This is a genomic window from Perspicuibacillus lycopersici (assembly GCF_025660475.1).
GTDB classification, from domain to species: domain Bacteria; phylum Bacillota; class Bacilli; order Bacillales; family Caldibacillaceae; genus Perspicuibacillus; species Perspicuibacillus lycopersici.
Map to the genome: position 1 here is coordinate 358952 of NZ_JAOUSF010000002.1, position 17228 is coordinate 376179.

Sequence of the window (17228 nt, forward strand, 5' to 3'; positions counted from 1 at the left end):
TATTTTTATCTATTAAACCCTCAAAATGTAGCTAGTTTCCCACTCTATTGGAATTGGAAACTAGCTTTCTATACTTTTTTATAAAGGAAGAATCAAGGCTATTGTCCCTTGATTCTCCTGGTGTGTATATTATTTTAAGCCAAGTTTTTCTTTATTTTGTTCCATTTTTTCGTTACGGATATCAACAATTGCATCAAAATTGTTGTCGTCTAAGAATTTTCTGTAGTCGTCTAGAATTTGATTGAACTGATCATCATTTCCTGCACGTAATAATGTTGCTAGTGTTGTTGCCCATTGTGCATTGATATTTGTTAAGCTACGTGCTTCTGCTGTACCTTGGTCTGGATCAATGTTTTCGATTAAGAATTGTGGTTTCAAGTATGGTGTTCCCCATTCTTTAATTTGATCCACAGATTCTAATGGTTCGGATACGCCATGCTCTACTTTGAATGTGTCATGTCCAAAGAACCAGAACTCGCCCATACGATATTTTGTTTTGTATTCGTCTGGATTTTCTGCTTGTAATTTTGTTACTTCTGGTAAAAGAACTGCTTTTCCATCTTCATTGAATTCGAAAGTTTCGCCTTCTACACCAAATGTTGTTAAATATTGACCTTCATCACTTAGTAAATAAGTGTACAGCTGAATTGCTTTTGCTGGGTCTTTTACATCTTTAGAAATGTACGTTACAGACCAACCAGAAATACCGGATTGAGATAATGTTGGTTCATGTCCAACCGTGCTCTTCGGTCCATCAATTGCTACATATTTTTGTTCAGGTGCTGCTGCTAGATTTTTTTGTAATGCTGTATACAATTGTGCTACTCCGCCTGCCATTACGGTAGCGTATTGACCATTTGCTACTTTTTCTTCAAATAATGTACCATCATCAGAGAACGTATCATCACTTAAATAGCCTAATTTATATGCTTCGTTAAATACTTTTACCCAAGATAAGTAATCTTCATCTAGGTTACGGTCATACCATTTGCCATCTTCTGTCGCAATCGGTACACCAATATGATTTTGGAATGTTCCACCGAGTGAACCTGCATCCCCTTGTGCGGAGAAGCCTTTAAATCCAAATGGAATCACATCTGGGAATTGTTGCTTAATTTTGCCTAATGCACTTAAAAATTCTTCTGGAGTGCTCATGCTTGGCTTGCCAATTGCTTCATAAATATCTTGGCGAATGATGAACGCATCATTTCCAGGAATGGCACCACTGTCATAGTGTTCTTGTGTGTTGGAATAGCTTGGGTAACCATATGTGTTACCGTCTTCTAATTTGTACCAGTCTAATGTTTGTTGCTGTGCTACTTTATAGAAATATGGATCATATTTATCTGCTAGCTCGTTCAATGGAAGTGCCCAAGAATCAGCATCTAATGCTGCTTTTGTATTACCACCAAAAATTGTAATGATATCTGGTAAATCTTTTCCTGCAAAATACGTATTTAGTTTTGTATCGTCACCGGATAAAAATTTAACGTTTAAATTAAGATCTTCTTTTAATTTTCTCGTAATAGTATCGTTACCGTAATCGGTATTCCACCATTCAGCATTTACATACCATGTAAGCTCTGTATCTTCTTTTGTATCAAGTTTCCATGCTGGTGTATTTTCATCCACTGTATAGCGTGCGTCTTCTAATTTTGTCGATGATGATTTGGAAGAATTACATCCTGTTAAAACAAAGGCAATTGCAATTAGAAATACCATACTTTTAATCAGAATTGATTTTCTCATTAAATTTTCCCCCTAAAAGGTTTATTTTCATTTTTATAATTTCGAATAGACTTCCAACGATATATAATAGCGCTTTCATATCACCCCCTTTAATAAGTACTTTTTTTGATAAGTACTTATTAAAGTTTATTAGACTACTCTTTTACTGCGCCGATCATCATTCCAGAAATGAAGTACTTCTGCAAGAATGGATAGACGAGAACAATTGGTACGGTTGCAATGACAATCGTCGCTAATTGAATCGATTCTGAAGTTGTCGGGATGACGACGGATGTTGTTGACTGCATATTGGCTGCTGCTTGTGTTTGGACAATAATTTCGTATAGCTTCATTTGAATCGGATATAATGCTTCGTTACTGATATACAATTTCGCTGTCATGTAATCATTCCATTGGTATACCCCATTGAACAATGCAATCGTTGCAAGTACTGGTGTGGATAACGGAAGAACAATTCTACTAAAGATTGTCCAAACCCCTGCACCATCAATTTTTGCTGATTCCTCCAATGAATTCGGTATCTCACGGAAAAAGTTCATTAAAATTAACATGTCATAATAGCTGAATAACGATGGAATAATATATACCCAAAAGCTATCTAATAATCCAAGGGATCGCATTAATAAATACGTTGGAATCATCCCACCACTAAAGAACATCGTACCGACACCTAAGATGGTGTAAAAATTCCGTCCAATAAGGTTTTGCTTACTCATTCCATAGGCAACCATTGCCGTAAGTAAAACGTGGGTCACCACTCCAACAACGGTTTTTAAAATGGAAATTAAGAAGGAGTTCCAAATGGTTGGATCATTGAAAACTAGTTTATAGTTTACTAGTGAAAATTCCTCTGGCCAAAGTCTTAGTCCAACATGGGATATTGTATCAGGGCTGCTAAATGATTTTACGACGATATTCCAGATTGGATAAATAATAATGATAGTAAATACCGTTAAAAAGATAATATTTACGATGTTAAAGACTCTGTTTTCTTTGATTTTTTTGTTTTTCTTATTCGATAAATTAGTATTAACTTCCGACACATTCGCGATGGTTTTCATGGCAACCTCCTAGAAAACAGACTTATTATCATTCATTTTTTTCGTGAAATGGTTCGTAATGACCACTAGTATTAAGGATACAATCGATACTGCTAGTCCCACTGCTGTTGCATAGGAGAAGTCACCTTGTGCTAAACCAACCTTATACACATAAGAGTTAATGACCTCAGCATGGGAGGAGTTCAATGGATTAATTAATACTAATGTTTGATCTAAGTTGGAGCCTAAAATTCCACCTACTGCTAAAATGAACATTAAGGAAATAATAAATTTCATCAATGGCAAGGTAATATGGAATATTTGTTGAAGCTTCGATGCGCCATCAATTTTTGCTGCTTCGTAATAGGTTGGATCAATACCAGACATTGTCGCTAAGTAGATAATCGTCCCCCAGCCAACTTCCTTCCAAACATCGGATAGTACGGCGATGAACCAGTAGCTTTTTGCTTCAATCATGAAGTTTCGCGGTTGATCTAATATGCCAACACCTACTAAAATATCATTCAAAATACCTGAGGTTGATAGCCAGCTAAGTAGCATCCCACCGACAACGATCCAGGAAAGAAAGTGTGGTAAATAGGAAATGGTTTGTACCACTTTTTTGAACCAGCCATTTTTTAGTTCAAATATGAGAATGGATAGTATAATTGGTGCTGTAAATCCGATTAATAGTTTTAGGAAGCTGATCGCTAGTGTGTTGACTACAGATTCCCAAAAGAATTTGTCCTCGAATGCGATTTTAAAGTTTTCTAAGCCTACCCACGGTGCGGATGCGATTGTATCGGTTACGGAGTAGCTTTTGAATGCGATGACGATTCCATAGATAGGGATATAACAAAATACAATCATAAAGATGATTCCGGGTATGACCATCATTTGTAAAGGTAGTTGTGCGCGAAAGCCTTTACCGAAGTGGTTGTTCTTCATTGAAATACCTCCCTACTTGCCTTTGAGTTTTATTTAATTAAACGCTTTCAAACATTGCATATATAATTAATATAAATTGCTAAATCGGTGCCGCAGACTACATACACTCCGCTTGTCGTGGAGTCTTCGTGTATGCAGTCTGCTTTGCATTTTGTAAAAAGAACCCATCTTACCTTTTATTTTCAATAATTTTTTCTAAATTATCGAATCAAAACGTTTTTATTTAGTGAGCATGAATCTCTTACTACTAGGCTTCCTTGTAGTTTTTCTAGTTTGCCTTCTGTTTTTCCTTGGATGATGCCAAGGAGGCTTTCGACGGTTAATTTTCCTAATCGGATGATGGGATTGTTAACCGTTGTTAATGGCGGAGAGAAGTATTCGCTTAGGTCGATATTGTCAAAGCTGATGATGCTGATATCTTTTGGTACGAGTATGCCTTCGGATTTTAGTGCTTTGATACAGCCGATGGCGCTTAAATCATTGGCTGCGACAATCGCATCTGGTAGCTCTTTACCACTTTTTACAAAAGCTTTCACTGCACTGAAGCTTGCATCCTCTTCGAAATAACCAACTAATAAGTTCTCTTCATTAAACCCGATTCCCGCTTCCTCCAACGTGGCTCTAAAGCCTGCGTAACGTTCGATATCATCATATAGATGATCATAACCGCGTATATAGCCAATGTTTTTATGGCCGAGATTGATGAGATATCTTGCAACATCCTGTCCACCCTTATAGGAATCAAACACTACAGATGCGCTTGTTTTGCTAACTCTCTCCCTGTCGATAAAAACGATTGGAATTTCTGCTTTTTCGAGTGCTAGCACATCCATCTCGTCTATGAATTCATTGGAGATGATGGCACCATCTACTCGTTTCCCCAAAATATTACTCAATGCGGTCCGGTCATTTTTTGTGATGAAAATATTCAACTCATAACCGAATTTCTCGCATTCTTTTGAAATAGCATCTACTAATTGATCATAGTAGGGACCCTTTAAGCTAGTTATAAATAAGCCAATTACTTTTGTTGCACTAGATTTTAAGTTTTTTCCGTTTAAATTCGGAATATAATTTAATCGTTTAGCAACCTTTAATACATGTTCCTTAGTATCGGGATGGAGAACGTCCACCCCATTTAATGCATTGGACACAGTGGAGATGGATACTCCTGCTTCCCTTGCAACGTCTTTTATCGTTACTTTAGAAATTTTCACTCACCTGCCTTAGATTAAAACGTTTTTATTATTTCCAGTTTAATCCAAGAGATTCTATTAAACAACTAGAGATTTCGTATTACTAATAATCTAAATGTTTAAAATTCCAGTATTGATGGAATTGGCTTGTACGGTAAAGTGGCTAACCTGACCATTTAATCGTAAAGAAACTGGTAAATCTTCTTCTGAACGGTTTAATAAAACGATTACTACTGTTCCATCTGGATTTTTCAATGCAGTAATTTCTAATTTATCCGTGTACTTTGTCGCTGCAATTCGTTTAGCACCAGGCTGAATATAGCGGCTAAAGTGGCCAATATAGGTGTAGGATAGATTTTCGAAAATTGTATCGGTTTCGGTATCACACATAATTGGTGCGTTACAGAAATTACTTACATGGTTTGGTCCGCCTTGTTGATCAAGAATAATGTTCCAGTCAATAAACGCGTTCATTCCGGCATTGATGTTGCCAATAATATCATGGGCATACATTTGTGCATACACTAGTTGTCCTGCATCACTAAAACGGCTATATTCCACACAGCCCTCTGTAAAAATCAGCTTTTTATCCGGGAATTTTTCACGAACTAATTGGATGGCATCGAAGTGATCGCCTGTATACCAATGGAAGGCAACGCCATCTACCATATGATCGGTCGCTTCATCAATAATGGCAGCAGCTCTTTCGTACATTCTTTCCTTATTATGGTCCCAAATCAAAACATCGACATCTCCAAGACCATTTTTCTGTAAGGCAGGATATAGGAAGTCACGTAAAAATTCTTTTTCTTCCTGGTCTGTATATTGGCAGGAATCCCATGTTTGAATCGCATTTGGCTCATTTTGAATCGTGAGCATTTTCACTGGGTAGCCCTTCGCGCGGTATTCCTTAATATAGTGTGCGATATACTCAGCCCAAAATGCTCGATATTCTGGTTTTAATTTCCCACCATGTACCCGCTTACCATTTGTTTTCATAAATGCTGGTGGTGACCAAGGAGAAAGCATGATATCCAGTGGTTGATTCGCTGTTTCCTTTGCTCGTTGTAAAAGCGGAAGCACATATTTTTCATCACGTGCTAACGTGAATGATTGGAACTCTGTATCTTCCGGATCACTCATTGCTTCGTATTGCCCAACAGAGAAATCACAGCTGTCAATATGTGTGCGGACAATATTGTAGCGGTTCCCATTTTCCCCGAAATACGCATCTACTAACTTCTGCTGGGAGCCTTCACTCATCAGGGAAAAGGTATAACCAGATGCTTCTGTTATTGCCCCACCAAATCCATCAAATGTTTGATATTCTAAATCAGGATATACATTTACAACTTTCATTTCTACATTGTTATCTTGTGTAAATTCCACTGTGGATTCGGTTGTTTCTTTCTTATTTTCTTTATACGTTGTTGTTACTAATTTTAAGGTCATCGTTGCGTACACTCCTCTTCCAAAGCTGTAATAAAAACGTTTTTATTATGTTAAATAATAATTTCTAGTAGTGCTAGAAATTCCAAGGAAAAATGTATGTTTTAAAGCGTTTTCATCCATGATTCGACCAAAAATTTTCCATTATACGAGTAAATTCGATAAACATTTACAAGTTTGCTTGTTTAGAATAAAAACGTTTTCTTTGGTTATAGAATACCACCGCATGGAAGCAGTTACAATACTTTTTTTATAAAAAATTTTTATTTTTATAAACTATTAAATATATCGTACAATCCTTTGTATTTTTTGATATTTTAGTTTACCAAACGGCCGATTCCATGTAATATAAAAAGAAAGAATAAGTAAAAACGTTTTAGGTAAGCGTTTTCTATTTTATGATTTCTAGAAGAATAATAGCACTATCAAGTGTTCCTATAGGAGGTTTTCTCATGGAGACGAGAGGATTATTTCAACGATTATATGTAGTAACAGAATGGATTACGAGAATTTCCTTGTCGAATGTTATTTGGCTATTGTTTAATTTGCCGATTGTGTATTTAGCGTTTAATGTCTTTGTTAGCACGACACCAGAACAGGTTATTGCAAATGTTCTATTGATTGGGATTTTAGCACCATTCCTCTTCTTTCCTGCAACAACTGCGCTTTTCGGTGTTGCTAGAAAGTGGGTGCAAGGAGAATTAGGCGTAAAGATTGTTCGCTCCTTTTGGAAATATTATCGAGAGAATTATCTTCGCAGCATGCTTGGCGGATTCGTAATTATTGTTCTATGGTTTTTATTAGTAGTTGATTATTATTATTTTTCCACGATGAAATCTCCACTATTTTATTTATTTTTAGTAGTCGGTATGTTTATCATTGTGTTCACGGTAAACTTCTTTGCCATTACGGTTCATTTTGAAGCGAAGCTTTTCCACACATTGAAAAATTCCTTTCTACTCGCATTGGGACGACCGGTTCATACAATCGGGATTGCAGCGATTTGTGTTGCCGTGTATTATGTTAGCTTTAATGTTTTACCATTTTTAATTTTACTAGGAATGGGCTCAATTATTGCATACGGTACGTTTTATATTTTTCAAAAGGCTGTTTTCTAAAGGACTGTTGTGTAGGATTATTTAATGAAACGCTATGCAGACGGAATACACGAAGATTCCCGCGGGAAAGCAAGACACGGGGAGACCCTGCAGGATCGAAAGCGACAAGGAGGCTCGCCGCCCGCCCGAATGGATCGCAGAGTGTGTTCCTTCGCGGTCTTTTGAGAAAACGCAACAACCTATACGAAAACAACCTTTCAAAAAGGACGGGCAGCCTCGTAATGGGGCTGCCCTTATTGTTTAACTTCGAATAAATCCACCTTCAGAATGAATGATTTGTCCAGTTATCCACTCCGCTTCCTCACTTGCAAGAAAACCAATGATTTTCGCTACATCCTCTGGTGTTCCAATACGTCCCATCGGAAATTTAGGGATAAGATAGCTTCGTATCTCATCATTCATCCAAGTAGAATCAGTCGGTCCGGGATTGACCGCATTAACGGTAATTCCTAACGGTGCTAGCTCTTGTGATAATGACTTTGTGAAAGCAGAAATTGCTCCTTTTGTAGCTACATAGGCAAGCTCACCAGGCATTGCTGCAATATCCTGACCAGAAGTCATATTAATGATTCTGCCAGCCTGTAAATTAGACTGTTCAAAAAGTCGGGCAAACTCAACTGCAAGTAAAAATGTTGAACGCATATTTACTGCATAATGGGCATCCAATGTTTTTGCATCAAGCTTTCGAAAGCCGTCCGCTGTTGAATGGGCTGCATTATTAACTAAAATAGCTGGGGCGCCTAATGTTTTTGTTACTTTATCCAAAATAGTTTTCGCTGCATTAGCATCCGCTAAATCGAGTTCCATCTGCTCACACCGAACTCCTGAGGATATAAGCTCCTGTTGGAATGTACGAACCCAATTTCGATCTGCACGCCAATGGGTGAAGAAAATACTTATCCCGCTAGCTGCTAATTTCCTACAAATCGCCGTACCAATATCTCTCGAACTACTTGCCCCAGTCACAATTGCAATCTTATGTTTATTCATTTATATTTCCCCCAATATGATAGGGTGCTTTAGTATGGGTTATGGAGATGTAATTTTTGCTTTGCTGTTTTCTAATTATATTTAATGAGATAATACTTGTTATTTTAAACTACTGCACAGAGTGAATAAACGGAGACTTCGCTCGCCCGAATGGATGCGCGGAGTGTATTCAGTCACTTGAACTATTACTAACAACAAGAAATTATTCCATGACAGCATTTGTATAAAAAAACAAAGCAAACCGTAAATGGTCTGCTCCGTTATTGGAAAAATAACTCCATACCGTGCATCCCTGTAATGAAATAATGGAAATAGACATACTCCTCCCGCTAGTAGGAAATATGTTTTCGTTTTCCTTAAAAATTCATTACAAAATTGGACACATACGGCGAAATTCCCCTTTCGATACATCTCTCCTTCCATCATACGTTTCTCATTCGATAAAAACAACCATTATCCCCACCGCTCCTGCAGTAACGCAATCTCTCGCTCATGGGGGATTTCTTCCCTCGGTGTTTCTAAAATAAAAGGGATATGTTTCAATGCAGGAGTTTGCAACAGCTCGGCAAATGCAGCAACATTAATATGGCCGGCACCAAAAATTGGTGCGTGGCGATCCTTTCCTTCTCGTGTCGGATATTTCGAATTATTTAAATGAACAACTTTTAGCTCGTCAAAATAGCCAAGTGCTGTTGCTTTTTCTACAATTTCTCCCCAATTATTTCCATCCCATAATCCACAGGAAAACGCATGACATGTATCCAAACAGAAGCCAATTTGTTCTGGTGCATGGCAAAGCTTGCGAATTTGGACAAGCTCTTCAAGTGTCGTGCCAATACCTCCTGGCAATCCTGCACTATTTTCCAGTAAAATTTGTACCTCCCCTTCCCATTGATCAAGTACCTCATTAAGTACTTCAATCATTAATTGATAGCTCTCAAGTAATGTTGTATCCGGCAGGTGTTTACCAAAATGAACGACGACTCCGATCGAACCGCATGCTTCGGCAATTTCCAAATCATTCAATAATGATTGGACGACGTGGCTACGAATAGTTTTATCATGTGGCGTGATACTTGTTGGATATGGTGAATGGCTAACAGATAAAATGCCATTTTCCATGCAAAACGCCTTGCAGCGACTAGCATCCTCTTTGTCGAAATCTTTTACATTCAAGCTTCGTGGATTTTTCGGAAAGTATTGAAAGGCCGTTGCCTTCATTTCCATTGCTTTTTTCGCAGCACCATAATACCCGTCTTTTATCGAAAGATGGCAACCAAATCTCATATAAATATCGCTCCCTTTTTCCCTTATGAACCATGATTTACTGTTGGCAATTTGGACAAAAAAATGTTTTACGGGAGGAAATTTCTTCTTTTATAATCTGCGCATGACAACGTGGGCATTGTTCTCCTTCCTTGTCGTGCACGAACATTTGATAATGTCCGGTTTTTCCATCTCCCTTAAAGAGTGGATTTTCCATATAGCCACCTTGCTCAATGCCTTTACGAAGGATAAACTGTATCGACTCGAACACGCGCAAGCTTTGACTTTCATTCAATTCATGGACTTTTTTATTTGGGTGAATTTCGGCATGCCAAAGTATTTCATCGGAATAGCGGTTGCCAATGCCAGCGAGCACTTCCTGATTAATTAAAACTGATTTCATCGTACCTTTTCTTTTTTCTAACCGTTGGTGAAAGGCTTCCAATGTAAACGCTGGAGCTAGTGGCTCTGGACCAATTTTTTCAAGCTCCTCATCAACCATTTCTGGTGATAAAAGATGTAGGTAGCCTAAGCGCAAGCCAATGAAGAACAAATGCTGGTCTCCAAAAGAAAGCTTTACTTGAATCGTTCGCTCTGGCTTATCTTCCTCCTTACCAAAAAACATCCATCCACCAAGCATGAGGTGTAACAGTAGACAGGATCCGTTTTCAAGCTGGAAAACTAAATATTTTGCACGACGTGAAATCTTTTGTATTGTCTGATTCGATACTTCGTTTACAAATCGCTCAACTGCTACATTAATCGATTTTTCCCGCTGTATCGCAACATCGGTAATTTTCCGACCACCAATGAACGAGCGAAGTAATGTTTTATACGTTTCCATTTCTGGTAACTCCGGCATAATGCTTGTCCTCCATACATGTAAGCTGTATTTTTACAGTATTTCCTAATGGTATGGAAACATGAGTGAAAAAGCCGAAAACGCCGACTGATTGTTTCGGAACCAGTCGGCGTACAGGGGAGGTTATTCGATTATAATCTTCGCCTCAGTCGTTTATACAATCGGTACGAATGTCTGACGAAATCAAGTATTTTTAGCGGGACTTTGATTGGATACTTATATAACGTCTTTTTGTAAAACAAATAATATGCCTTTACTAGATCATTCCATTTTTCATCTTTACCTTCTTTATAAAAATCAGACACATCGACAACATAGCCCTTGCCATTTTTCATCATGACATTTTTTCCGTGAACATCATACGGATTGAGCCCTCGTTTTCTAGCATATGCTAACGCCTGATTGACATCTTTAATGACCGTTTCTGGAATTCGAATTCCTTTCGCTACCGCTTCATATAGGGTAATTCCTGCTAATCTTTGTAAAACAAGATAATCGGCGCCTTGATGGAGCAATTTGGAATAGGCTGGGTGATCGCCTAATTGTTTATACACTTGTGCTTCTTTTTCCAAGCCGGCGCGATCTCTTGCGATAACTTTTACTACTAGATCTGGTGCGGATTCATGGACAAAGACTGCAGCATAATTCCCAACCCCAATACATTCCCAGCCTTTTGGAATATCGTCTACTTCAATCGGGTCATGCGGATTTCTGCTTTGCAGTGTAATGCTTTTCATTAATTGATTTTCTATTAGTTTAGAAAAACTCGCCATGTTCATATGAAACACCTACAATTTTATTCTAAAAACATATGAATTCCTGATGTTGCTATCATAACAAAATAATATGTCAGGAACATGGCAAATACATACAACAAATTTTTTCCATCCTATTTCTATCGGAGGATATACATCTCCTTATCGTTATTTACCCTAATTTGCGTTTAAATACTTTGCTTGCGAATAGGTAAGCGCTGGGCATGATTCCGATACACCAAAAATAACGACGACACCAACTTAGTTATCACAGATGATCCATGACCAAAAAAGGTAAGGGCAGGAATATGATAATAACAAAATCTAAAGGTAAGTTCTGTGAGTTCAATTTTATAACTTTAGAGATAAGCTAAGTTATGGTCTAACTAGGATGCAAAGTGTTTTAAACAAAACTCACATTCCACTTTTGATAAACGATTATTTAACTAAACCCGAATATGCTGATATTTCTAATGCATTTCGTGCCTCTTTGATTTTTTCTATCACGGAGTGCCCCCCCATTTTTCCCCCTAAACTTGAGAACCAAATTATCCCTGAAATTAATTGATCATGAAAGTGATAAACAACTATCATTGAAAGAGCTAATCAAATGTTTCAAAAAGTACAAAAGCAAAAGAAGGAAACTATCGAAAACCAATGGTTAAAGATTTTTTTAATCCTTTCACTGAAATTGCTGTATGATTATTCATTCCTTTTCCTCCTTTTTAGAGGTGACTATGCGGAACTAGCGCTATTTCGCTATTCAGTCTTACTAATAATCAGTATTACTTACTACCATGCAAAAAATAACGGAATAGCTATTAGCCATTCCCATCTGAACTAGCTAATCAGCTGGGCTTTTATCCATTATTTTTTATTCCCTAAACGATTCATAATGCTTTTGTTCAAGTTGTTGCGAAACTTATTATCCCATCTTTTCGCCTGTTCCATAAGTCCATCGGCAAATGCTGTCACGTCTTCACCTGTCACTTCCCATACGTTTTTACCAGCTGCCGCACCTTCCTCAAACAAATCAATGAGATCGTACTGAATTCTCAGCATATCCATGCCACTTCCAGAAGAGAAGCTCCACATATAGTTACAGATTTTTTTATAGGTTTCTTCGTAGTCGCTTGGTAAAGCTTCTACACGTGCCATCATTTCTCTATATTCCTTTTTATCTTCCAACATCTTTCGGATAAAATTTACCATCGTATGAAACCTTCCTTCTTATTTTTTATTCGTCCATATTTTCATTTGCTGTTCTACTCGACTCTCTATTTCTTTTTTCCAATCTACTGGCTCTTTCGTACTCGAAGATTCTTCCTCTAGTTTGGAAAGTGCCATCAATTCGTCGGCAAATGCCGCTACATCTTCACCGGTAACATCTAGCACATGCTTTCCTTCTGCTGCACTAGCTTCAAACAGTTCATACAAGTGAATAATTTCTTCACCAAATCCATATCCGAAATTCCACATGTACTTTTGAATTTTTTTAAACACAAAGGCGTAATCTTTCGGTAAGGAATTTACTTTTTTCGTGAATGCTTTGTATTCCTTTTTACTTTCAATATCGCCAATAATTAGTTCAATAAATTTCTTCATCGTATTTCTCCCTTCTTTAGGCTATTAATTTTTGATGATACAAAATCCCATTTTTCCCAAAACAATGCAAGCTCCTGGCGCCCTGCCTCATTAAGGGAATAAAACTTCCGCGGTGGTCCCATGTCGGACGGTTTCTTTTCTATGTTCACCAGCTTCTTTTTTTCTAATCGCACAAGGATCGTATAGACCGTCCCTTCTACCACTTCGGTAAAGCCTAGCTCGTTTAGACGGCGGGTAATCTCATAGCCATAGGTTTCATGGCGGCTAATGATTTCCAGCACACAGCCTTCTAATGAACCTTTCAGCATTTCGGTTAAATTTTCCACGTTTCATTGCCTCCTCTATTTTGTCTGACTTATATTCAGTAATACTTAGTACCGAGGAAAAATTTAAACTTAATAGCCTGTAGGAACTGACGCTATTAAGTATTGCTTATTACAAGTATATTGTAACACTGAGTAGTTGGAGAGTCAACTCGATTTTCAAATTTTTTTCTTGCGGAGAAAAACCATTGGGTGCTACAACTCTACGGAACGTTTGTTGCTTCAATGACCAGAAAACTCTATGATGAAGTAGAGTAGGAGGCGTGTCAAATGGATAATCGTAAAGTTGGAGAATTGATTTACCATTTACGAAAGGAAAAAGGTTTTACACAGAAGCAATTAGCAGATCAAATGAACATTTCCGATCGAACAATTTCTAAGTGGGAGCGTGGATACGGATGTCCAGATGTTACATTGTTAGCGAGTCTTTCGAACCTACTGGGAGTAAATATAGAAAATATTTTAGAAGGTGATTTGTCACCGAATGAATTTATTGGAGGGAATATGAAAAAGTCACATTATTTTGTTTGTCCATCCTGCCATAATATTGGCTTTGCAACAGGAAATGTCACGATATCGTGCTGTGGGAGAAAGCTAGAGCTATTAGAGGCAAAGAAAGCGGCCGATGAAGAAAAGCTATCCATTACAGAAGTGGATAATGAATGGTTTATTTCGAGCGACCATCCGATGACAAAAGCGCATTATATATCATTTATCGCGTTTGCAACGGGGGATCAGGTGCAAATTTTGAAGCAGTATCCGGAATGGGGCTTACAAGTACGCATTCCGAAAAGAAAGCACGGTAAATTAGTATGGTATGATACTCAATTTGGTTTATTATATCAGCTTGTGTAAAGTAGAAAATGTAGGTCATATATAAAAGAAGCAATTTTCAAGAAAATAGTCCAGATAATATGGGGAAAATGTTAAATATCTGCTTTAAATTTATATCAATGGGTAGGCTATTCATTACTTCATGAAAAAGTATGTGGATTCCTATATTATTCAACATTTTTTTCTATGGAAGAGGCTGGGACATAACAATTGATGTTTAAATGTAAGATGAACATTCATTCGGATAGCGGAGGAAATATACGTAGACTCCTGCGGGAAAAGCATGAGACGAAGACCCCGCAAGAAGTGTAGCGGAGGAGGAGGCTTTGGCCATGCCAGCGGAAAGCGAAGTATATTTCCGAAGGGAATTTACCTACTTATCTTTGATTCGGATTCTCTTACATAAAAATACTTTTGTCCCAGCCTCTTTTTGATTTTGCACTATTCATTTGCCTTTATGGGACAAGAATATTTGAAAACAGCGCCTCTTTTTCCTTTGTGATTATCTGTCTTCCGGCATATGCCTCATAAATGGACCCAATACCTTGCAGCCAGTCTCCAATATTGGCTGCCGATGTTGCACTCAGCCTAATTGGATCTGTTCTTGCGAGGAGTTGATTTGTTACACTTATCGCTTCGATAATTTGGCCGATGGTTTGAATCCATACTCCTTCGACTACTTGTCTTTCATTTTGATCTGCACTGGCATCCTCATCTATAAGTAATAGCTTGGTCAAGTAAATTACCTCCATCACCTTGCCGATGGCTTGTATCCAGATTGCCACAGAAACGTCCTTCTCCAGTTGAGCAATCAATTCCTTATTGTCTACATCACTAGTTCTGTTCTTCGAATTGCTTTTCCTGCCGGTTTGAGCATACAATATTTCTCACCCCATTCATTACATTCATATGCAAAAAATGGGTTACTGCCATTGTATGATTTTGATCTGAGTATTTCGATTTAGCCTAATCTCAGTAAAGCGTAATTATTATTGATTTAAATAAGCGTTCTCTGTAAAATGAATATTTGCTTCTGGTAATCCGCACATTTTCAGTGCATTTCCGATTTGTCTTTTAATACCTTCGACAATTTCCTCATATTGCGCACGTTCAATGGCAGATTGCCAGGCAAATTGGTAATGAAAGATAGTAGCTTCCTCCACTTTTTCTAACGGAGTTAGTGCCATCCCTTTATTCGTAATTCGTGCACTTGTTTGTGCACATAGATTAAGAAATAATACTTCAATTATTTTCATTTCCCTTTCCGTTAAATTTTGATCATTCATCATTATGTTCACATCAAACATTGCAATATTAATAGAAATCTCCACCTTTTTAATTGTAATCGCTAGCCTCTTTGTTAGTGGATTTTGTATTCATACGAATTCCCCCTTTTTCCAATATGTACTAATTCGACAAAAGATTAGGAAATCCTACATAATTTTGCAAATATTCAGTTGGACATATTTAATATGATACTAGATTATAAAACATAGAAACTATCTGTTAATCCACATTACTTTTTCCTAATAGAAAGGGGGCGAAGATTAAAATCTTCACCCCATGTCAGACTATCTCTATAAGCTAGCACCATTAGATTCAATAATATCTTTATACCAATAAAAAGATTTTTTCGGTATGCGTTGATAACTTCCTTGACCGAAATCATCAGCATCTACATAAATGAAACCATATCGTTTATCCATTTGGGAAGTAGAAGCACTAATCAAATCAATGCAGCCCCATGGAGTATAGCCCATTAATTCTACACCTTCTTGAATTGCCTCATACATTTGTTCTATATGAGAACGGAAGTAGTCAATTCGATAATCATCCTCTATCGTACCATCCGCTTTCAAATGATCCTTCGCTCCTAGGCCGTTTTCCACGATAAACAACGGAATCTGATAACGATCATATAAGTCTACTAAACCAATTCGTAAGCCGATAGGGTCAATTTGCCAACCCCAGTCAGATGTCTCTAAGTATGGATTTTTTATTCCAGAAGTTAAATTTCCTCCTGTGATTTCTTTTGAATCCATATCAACCGAAACAACTCGAGACATATAGTAGCTTAGAGATAAATAATCAACTGTATTTTTTTTCAAAACTTCTAAATCATTATCTCCAAAATCTACATTTAACCCACGATCCTTAAATTCCTTTAGAATATAAGAAGGGTATTCACCTCGAACTTGAACATCAGAGTAAAAATAATTTTTACGATTGGCTTGTGAGGCTAATAAAACATCTTTCGGGTTGCATGTTTCTGGATATGTTTGGGTCTTAGTAATCATCGCACCCATTTTCGCATCTGGACTGATTTCTCTCAAATATTTAGTTGCTAATGCACTAGCTACAAATTGATTGTGAACTGCTTGGTAAATCGCTTCATCCAACCGATCCTGATTTTCATATTTGTCTTCTACTACACCAATGGTTGTAAATGGATGGCGGAATACACTATCAATCTCATTAAAAGAAATCCAATATTTTACTAAATCCTTATATTCATTGAAGACAACTTTAGAAAATCTTACAAAAAAGTCGATAACATCACGTGAAACCCAACCGTCGTAATGATTAACTAAATAAAGAGGCATTTCGTAATGAGACAAAGTTACTACAGGCTCAATGTGATATTTTTTAAGTGTTTCAAATACACGTCGGTAGAAATTTAAACCAGCCTGATTTGGCTCTGTTTCCACTCCGTTTGGAAAGATTCTCGTCCATGCAATCGAAAGTCGTAATACTTTAAAGCCCATTTCCGCAAATAATTTAATATCTTCCTCATAATGATGGTAGAAATCGATTCCTCTTCTTTTCGGATAATATAAAGGATCAACCGTAGCCATTGCTTCCTTAATATCCTTTGAGCCTACATGCCATTGATTTTTATAATCCGAAACGGCAATGTTTGGTTTCAATTTTGCAACATCAGCAACAGACATTCCTTTTCCATCAACATCCCATGCACCTTCAACCTGGTTAGCTGCGATTGCTCCTCCCCAAAGAAATCCATTTGGAAATACCATTTGTTTTTGCATCTTTTAAAACCTACCTTTTGTTTAAATAGTCGGCCTCCCAATGGTA

The 17228-nt window shown here is 37.4% G+C and carries 17 protein-coding genes; 2 read left to right on the forward strand and 15 right to left on the reverse strand.

Annotation, left to right across the window (positions count from 1 at the left end; genetic code table 11):
* Positions 1 to 129: 129 nt before the first annotated feature.
* The 5 genes from OEV98_RS05800 to OEV98_RS05820 form a co-directional block, all read right to left on the reverse strand.
* The gene (locus OEV98_RS05800) at positions 130 to 1749 is read right to left on the reverse strand and encodes a type 2 periplasmic-binding domain-containing protein (RefSeq protein WP_263072271.1); all 1620 of its coding nucleotides are present in this window, start codon (positions 1747 to 1749) and stop codon (positions 130 to 132) included.
* A 134-nt stretch (positions 1750 to 1883) separates the two neighbouring features.
* Positions 1884 to 2810 carry a carbohydrate ABC transporter permease gene (locus OEV98_RS05805; protein WP_263072272.1) on the reverse strand — a complete coding sequence of 309 codons (927 nt, stop codon included), beginning with the start codon at positions 2808 to 2810 and terminating at the stop codon, positions 1884 to 1886.
* Positions 2811 to 2819: 9 nt separating this feature from the next.
* Positions 2820 to 3737 (reverse strand): ABC transporter permease, encoded by a 918-nt coding sequence (locus tag OEV98_RS05810; RefSeq protein WP_263072273.1) that lies wholly within the window; start codon positions 3735 to 3737, stop codon positions 2820 to 2822.
* A gap of 200 nt (positions 3738 to 3937) precedes the next feature.
* Positions 3938 to 4954: a LacI family DNA-binding transcriptional regulator gene (locus OEV98_RS05815; protein ID WP_317633788.1), complete on the reverse strand. Its 1017-nt coding sequence runs from the start codon at positions 4952 to 4954 to the stop codon at positions 3938 to 3940.
* Positions 4955 to 5044: 90 nt separating this feature from the next.
* Positions 5045 to 6385 carry a glycoside hydrolase family 30 protein gene (locus tag OEV98_RS05820; RefSeq protein ID WP_263072274.1) on the reverse strand — a complete coding sequence of 447 codons (1341 nt, stop codon included), beginning with the start codon at positions 6383 to 6385 and terminating at the stop codon, positions 5045 to 5047.
* A gap of 449 nt (positions 6386 to 6834) precedes the next feature.
* Between OEV98_RS05820 and OEV98_RS05825 the strand changes: the two genes are divergently transcribed.
* On the forward strand, positions 6835 to 7500 hold the full coding sequence (locus OEV98_RS05825) for a YesL family protein (protein ID WP_263072275.1): 666 nt from the start codon (positions 6835 to 6837) through the stop codon (positions 7498 to 7500).
* A gap of 240 nt (positions 7501 to 7740) precedes the next feature.
* On the opposite strand, the gene OEV98_RS05830 is transcribed toward OEV98_RS05825, so the two are convergent.
* The 7 genes from OEV98_RS05830 to OEV98_RS05860 form a co-directional block, all read right to left on the reverse strand.
* Positions 7741 to 8490, reverse strand: coding sequence for an SDR family oxidoreductase (locus OEV98_RS05830; protein ID WP_263072277.1), 750 nt, complete (start codon positions 8488 to 8490; stop codon positions 7741 to 7743).
* A 453-nt stretch (positions 8491 to 8943) separates the two neighbouring features.
* Positions 8944 to 9777, reverse strand: coding sequence for a deoxyribonuclease IV (locus OEV98_RS05835; protein ID WP_263072278.1), 834 nt, complete (start codon positions 9775 to 9777; stop codon positions 8944 to 8946).
* Positions 9778 to 9814: 37 nt separating this feature from the next.
* Positions 9815 to 10618: a bifunctional DNA-formamidopyrimidine glycosylase/DNA-(apurinic or apyrimidinic site) lyase gene (gene mutM, locus OEV98_RS05840; protein WP_263072279.1), complete on the reverse strand. Its 804-nt coding sequence runs from the start codon at positions 10616 to 10618 to the stop codon at positions 9815 to 9817.
* A gap of 131 nt (positions 10619 to 10749) precedes the next feature.
* Positions 10750 to 11397, reverse strand: coding sequence for a serine/threonine protein kinase (locus OEV98_RS05845; protein WP_263072280.1), 648 nt, complete (start codon positions 11395 to 11397; stop codon positions 10750 to 10752).
* An 843-nt stretch (positions 11398 to 12240) separates the two neighbouring features.
* The gene (locus OEV98_RS05850) at positions 12241 to 12585 is read right to left on the reverse strand and encodes a DUF1048 domain-containing protein (protein ID WP_263072281.1); all 345 of its coding nucleotides are present in this window, start codon (positions 12583 to 12585) and stop codon (positions 12241 to 12243) included.
* Between the two features lie 18 nt (positions 12586 to 12603).
* Positions 12604 to 12978, reverse strand: coding sequence for a DUF1048 domain-containing protein (locus tag OEV98_RS05855; RefSeq protein ID WP_317633789.1), 375 nt, complete (start codon positions 12976 to 12978; stop codon positions 12604 to 12606).
* Entirely contained in the window at positions 12975 to 13304 is a 330-nt protein-coding gene (locus tag OEV98_RS05860; protein WP_263072282.1) for a PadR family transcriptional regulator, read from the reverse strand. Before OEV98_RS05860 ends, OEV98_RS05855 begins: the two co-directional genes overlap by 4 nt.
* A 267-nt stretch (positions 13305 to 13571) precedes the next feature.
* Between OEV98_RS05860 and OEV98_RS05865 the strand changes: the two genes are divergently transcribed.
* Positions 13572 to 14156, forward strand: a complete 585-nt coding sequence (locus OEV98_RS05865) for a helix-turn-helix domain-containing protein (protein WP_263072283.1) — start codon at positions 13572 to 13574, stop codon at positions 14154 to 14156.
* Positions 14157 to 14590: 434 nt separating this feature from the next.
* On the opposite strand, the gene OEV98_RS05870 is transcribed toward OEV98_RS05865, so the two are convergent.
* The 3 genes from OEV98_RS05870 to OEV98_RS05880 form a co-directional block, all read right to left on the reverse strand.
* Positions 14591 to 15016 (reverse strand): hypothetical protein, encoded by a 426-nt coding sequence (locus OEV98_RS05870; protein WP_263072284.1) that lies wholly within the window; start codon positions 15014 to 15016, stop codon positions 14591 to 14593.
* A 108-nt stretch (positions 15017 to 15124) separates the two neighbouring features.
* Positions 15125 to 15424, reverse strand: a complete 300-nt coding sequence (locus OEV98_RS05875) for a hypothetical protein (RefSeq protein WP_263072286.1) — start codon at positions 15422 to 15424, stop codon at positions 15125 to 15127.
* Between the two features lie 288 nt (positions 15425 to 15712).
* Positions 15713 to 17182, reverse strand: coding sequence for a glycoside hydrolase family 1 protein (locus tag OEV98_RS05880; RefSeq protein WP_263072287.1), 1470 nt, complete (start codon positions 17180 to 17182; stop codon positions 15713 to 15715).
* Positions 17183 to 17228: the final 46 nt, after the last annotated feature.

Coding starts and splice junctions, on each gene's coding strand:
- OEV98_RS05800 (WP_263072271.1), bottom strand. CDS start 1,749: ATGAGAAAATCAATTCTGATTAAAAGTATGGTATTTCTAATTGCAATT.
- OEV98_RS05805 (WP_263072272.1), bottom strand. CDS start 2,810: ATGAAAACCATCGCGAATGTGTCGGAAGTTAATACTAATTTATCGAAT.
- OEV98_RS05810 (WP_263072273.1), bottom strand. CDS start 3,737: ATGAAGAACAACCACTTCGGTAAAGGCTTTCGCGCACAACTACCTTTA.
- OEV98_RS05820 (WP_263072274.1), bottom strand. CDS start 6,385: ATGACCTTAAAATTAGTAACAACAACGTATAAAGAAAATAAGAAAGAA.
- OEV98_RS05825 (WP_263072275.1), top strand. CDS start 6,835: ATGGAGACGAGAGGATTATTTCAACGATTATATGTAGTAACAGAATGG.
- OEV98_RS05830 (WP_263072277.1), bottom strand. CDS start 8,490: ATGAATAAACATAAGATTGCAATTGTGACTGGGGCAAGTAGTTCGAGA.
- OEV98_RS05835 (WP_263072278.1), bottom strand. CDS start 9,777: ATGAGATTTGGTTGCCATCTTTCGATAAAAGACGGGTATTATGGTGCT.
- mutM (WP_263072279.1), bottom strand. CDS start 10,618: ATGCCGGAGTTACCAGAAATGGAAACGTATAAAACATTACTTCGCTCG.
- OEV98_RS05845 (WP_263072280.1), bottom strand. CDS start 11,397: ATGAACATGGCGAGTTTTTCTAAACTAATAGAAAATCAATTAATGAAA.
- OEV98_RS05850 (WP_263072281.1), bottom strand. CDS start 12,585: ATGGTAAATTTTATCCGAAAGATGTTGGAAGATAAAAAGGAATATAGA.
- OEV98_RS05855 (WP_317633789.1), bottom strand. CDS start 12,978: ATGAAGAAATTTATTGAACTAATTATTGGCGATATTGAAAGTAAAAAG.
- OEV98_RS05865 (WP_263072283.1), top strand. CDS start 13,572: ATGGATAATCGTAAAGTTGGAGAATTGATTTACCATTTACGAAAGGAA.
- OEV98_RS05875 (WP_263072286.1), bottom strand. CDS start 15,424: ATGATGAATGATCAAAATTTAACGGAAAGGGAAATGAAAATAATTGAA.
- OEV98_RS05880 (WP_263072287.1), bottom strand. CDS start 17,182: ATGCAAAAACAAATGGTATTTCCAAATGGATTTCTTTGGGGAGGAGCA.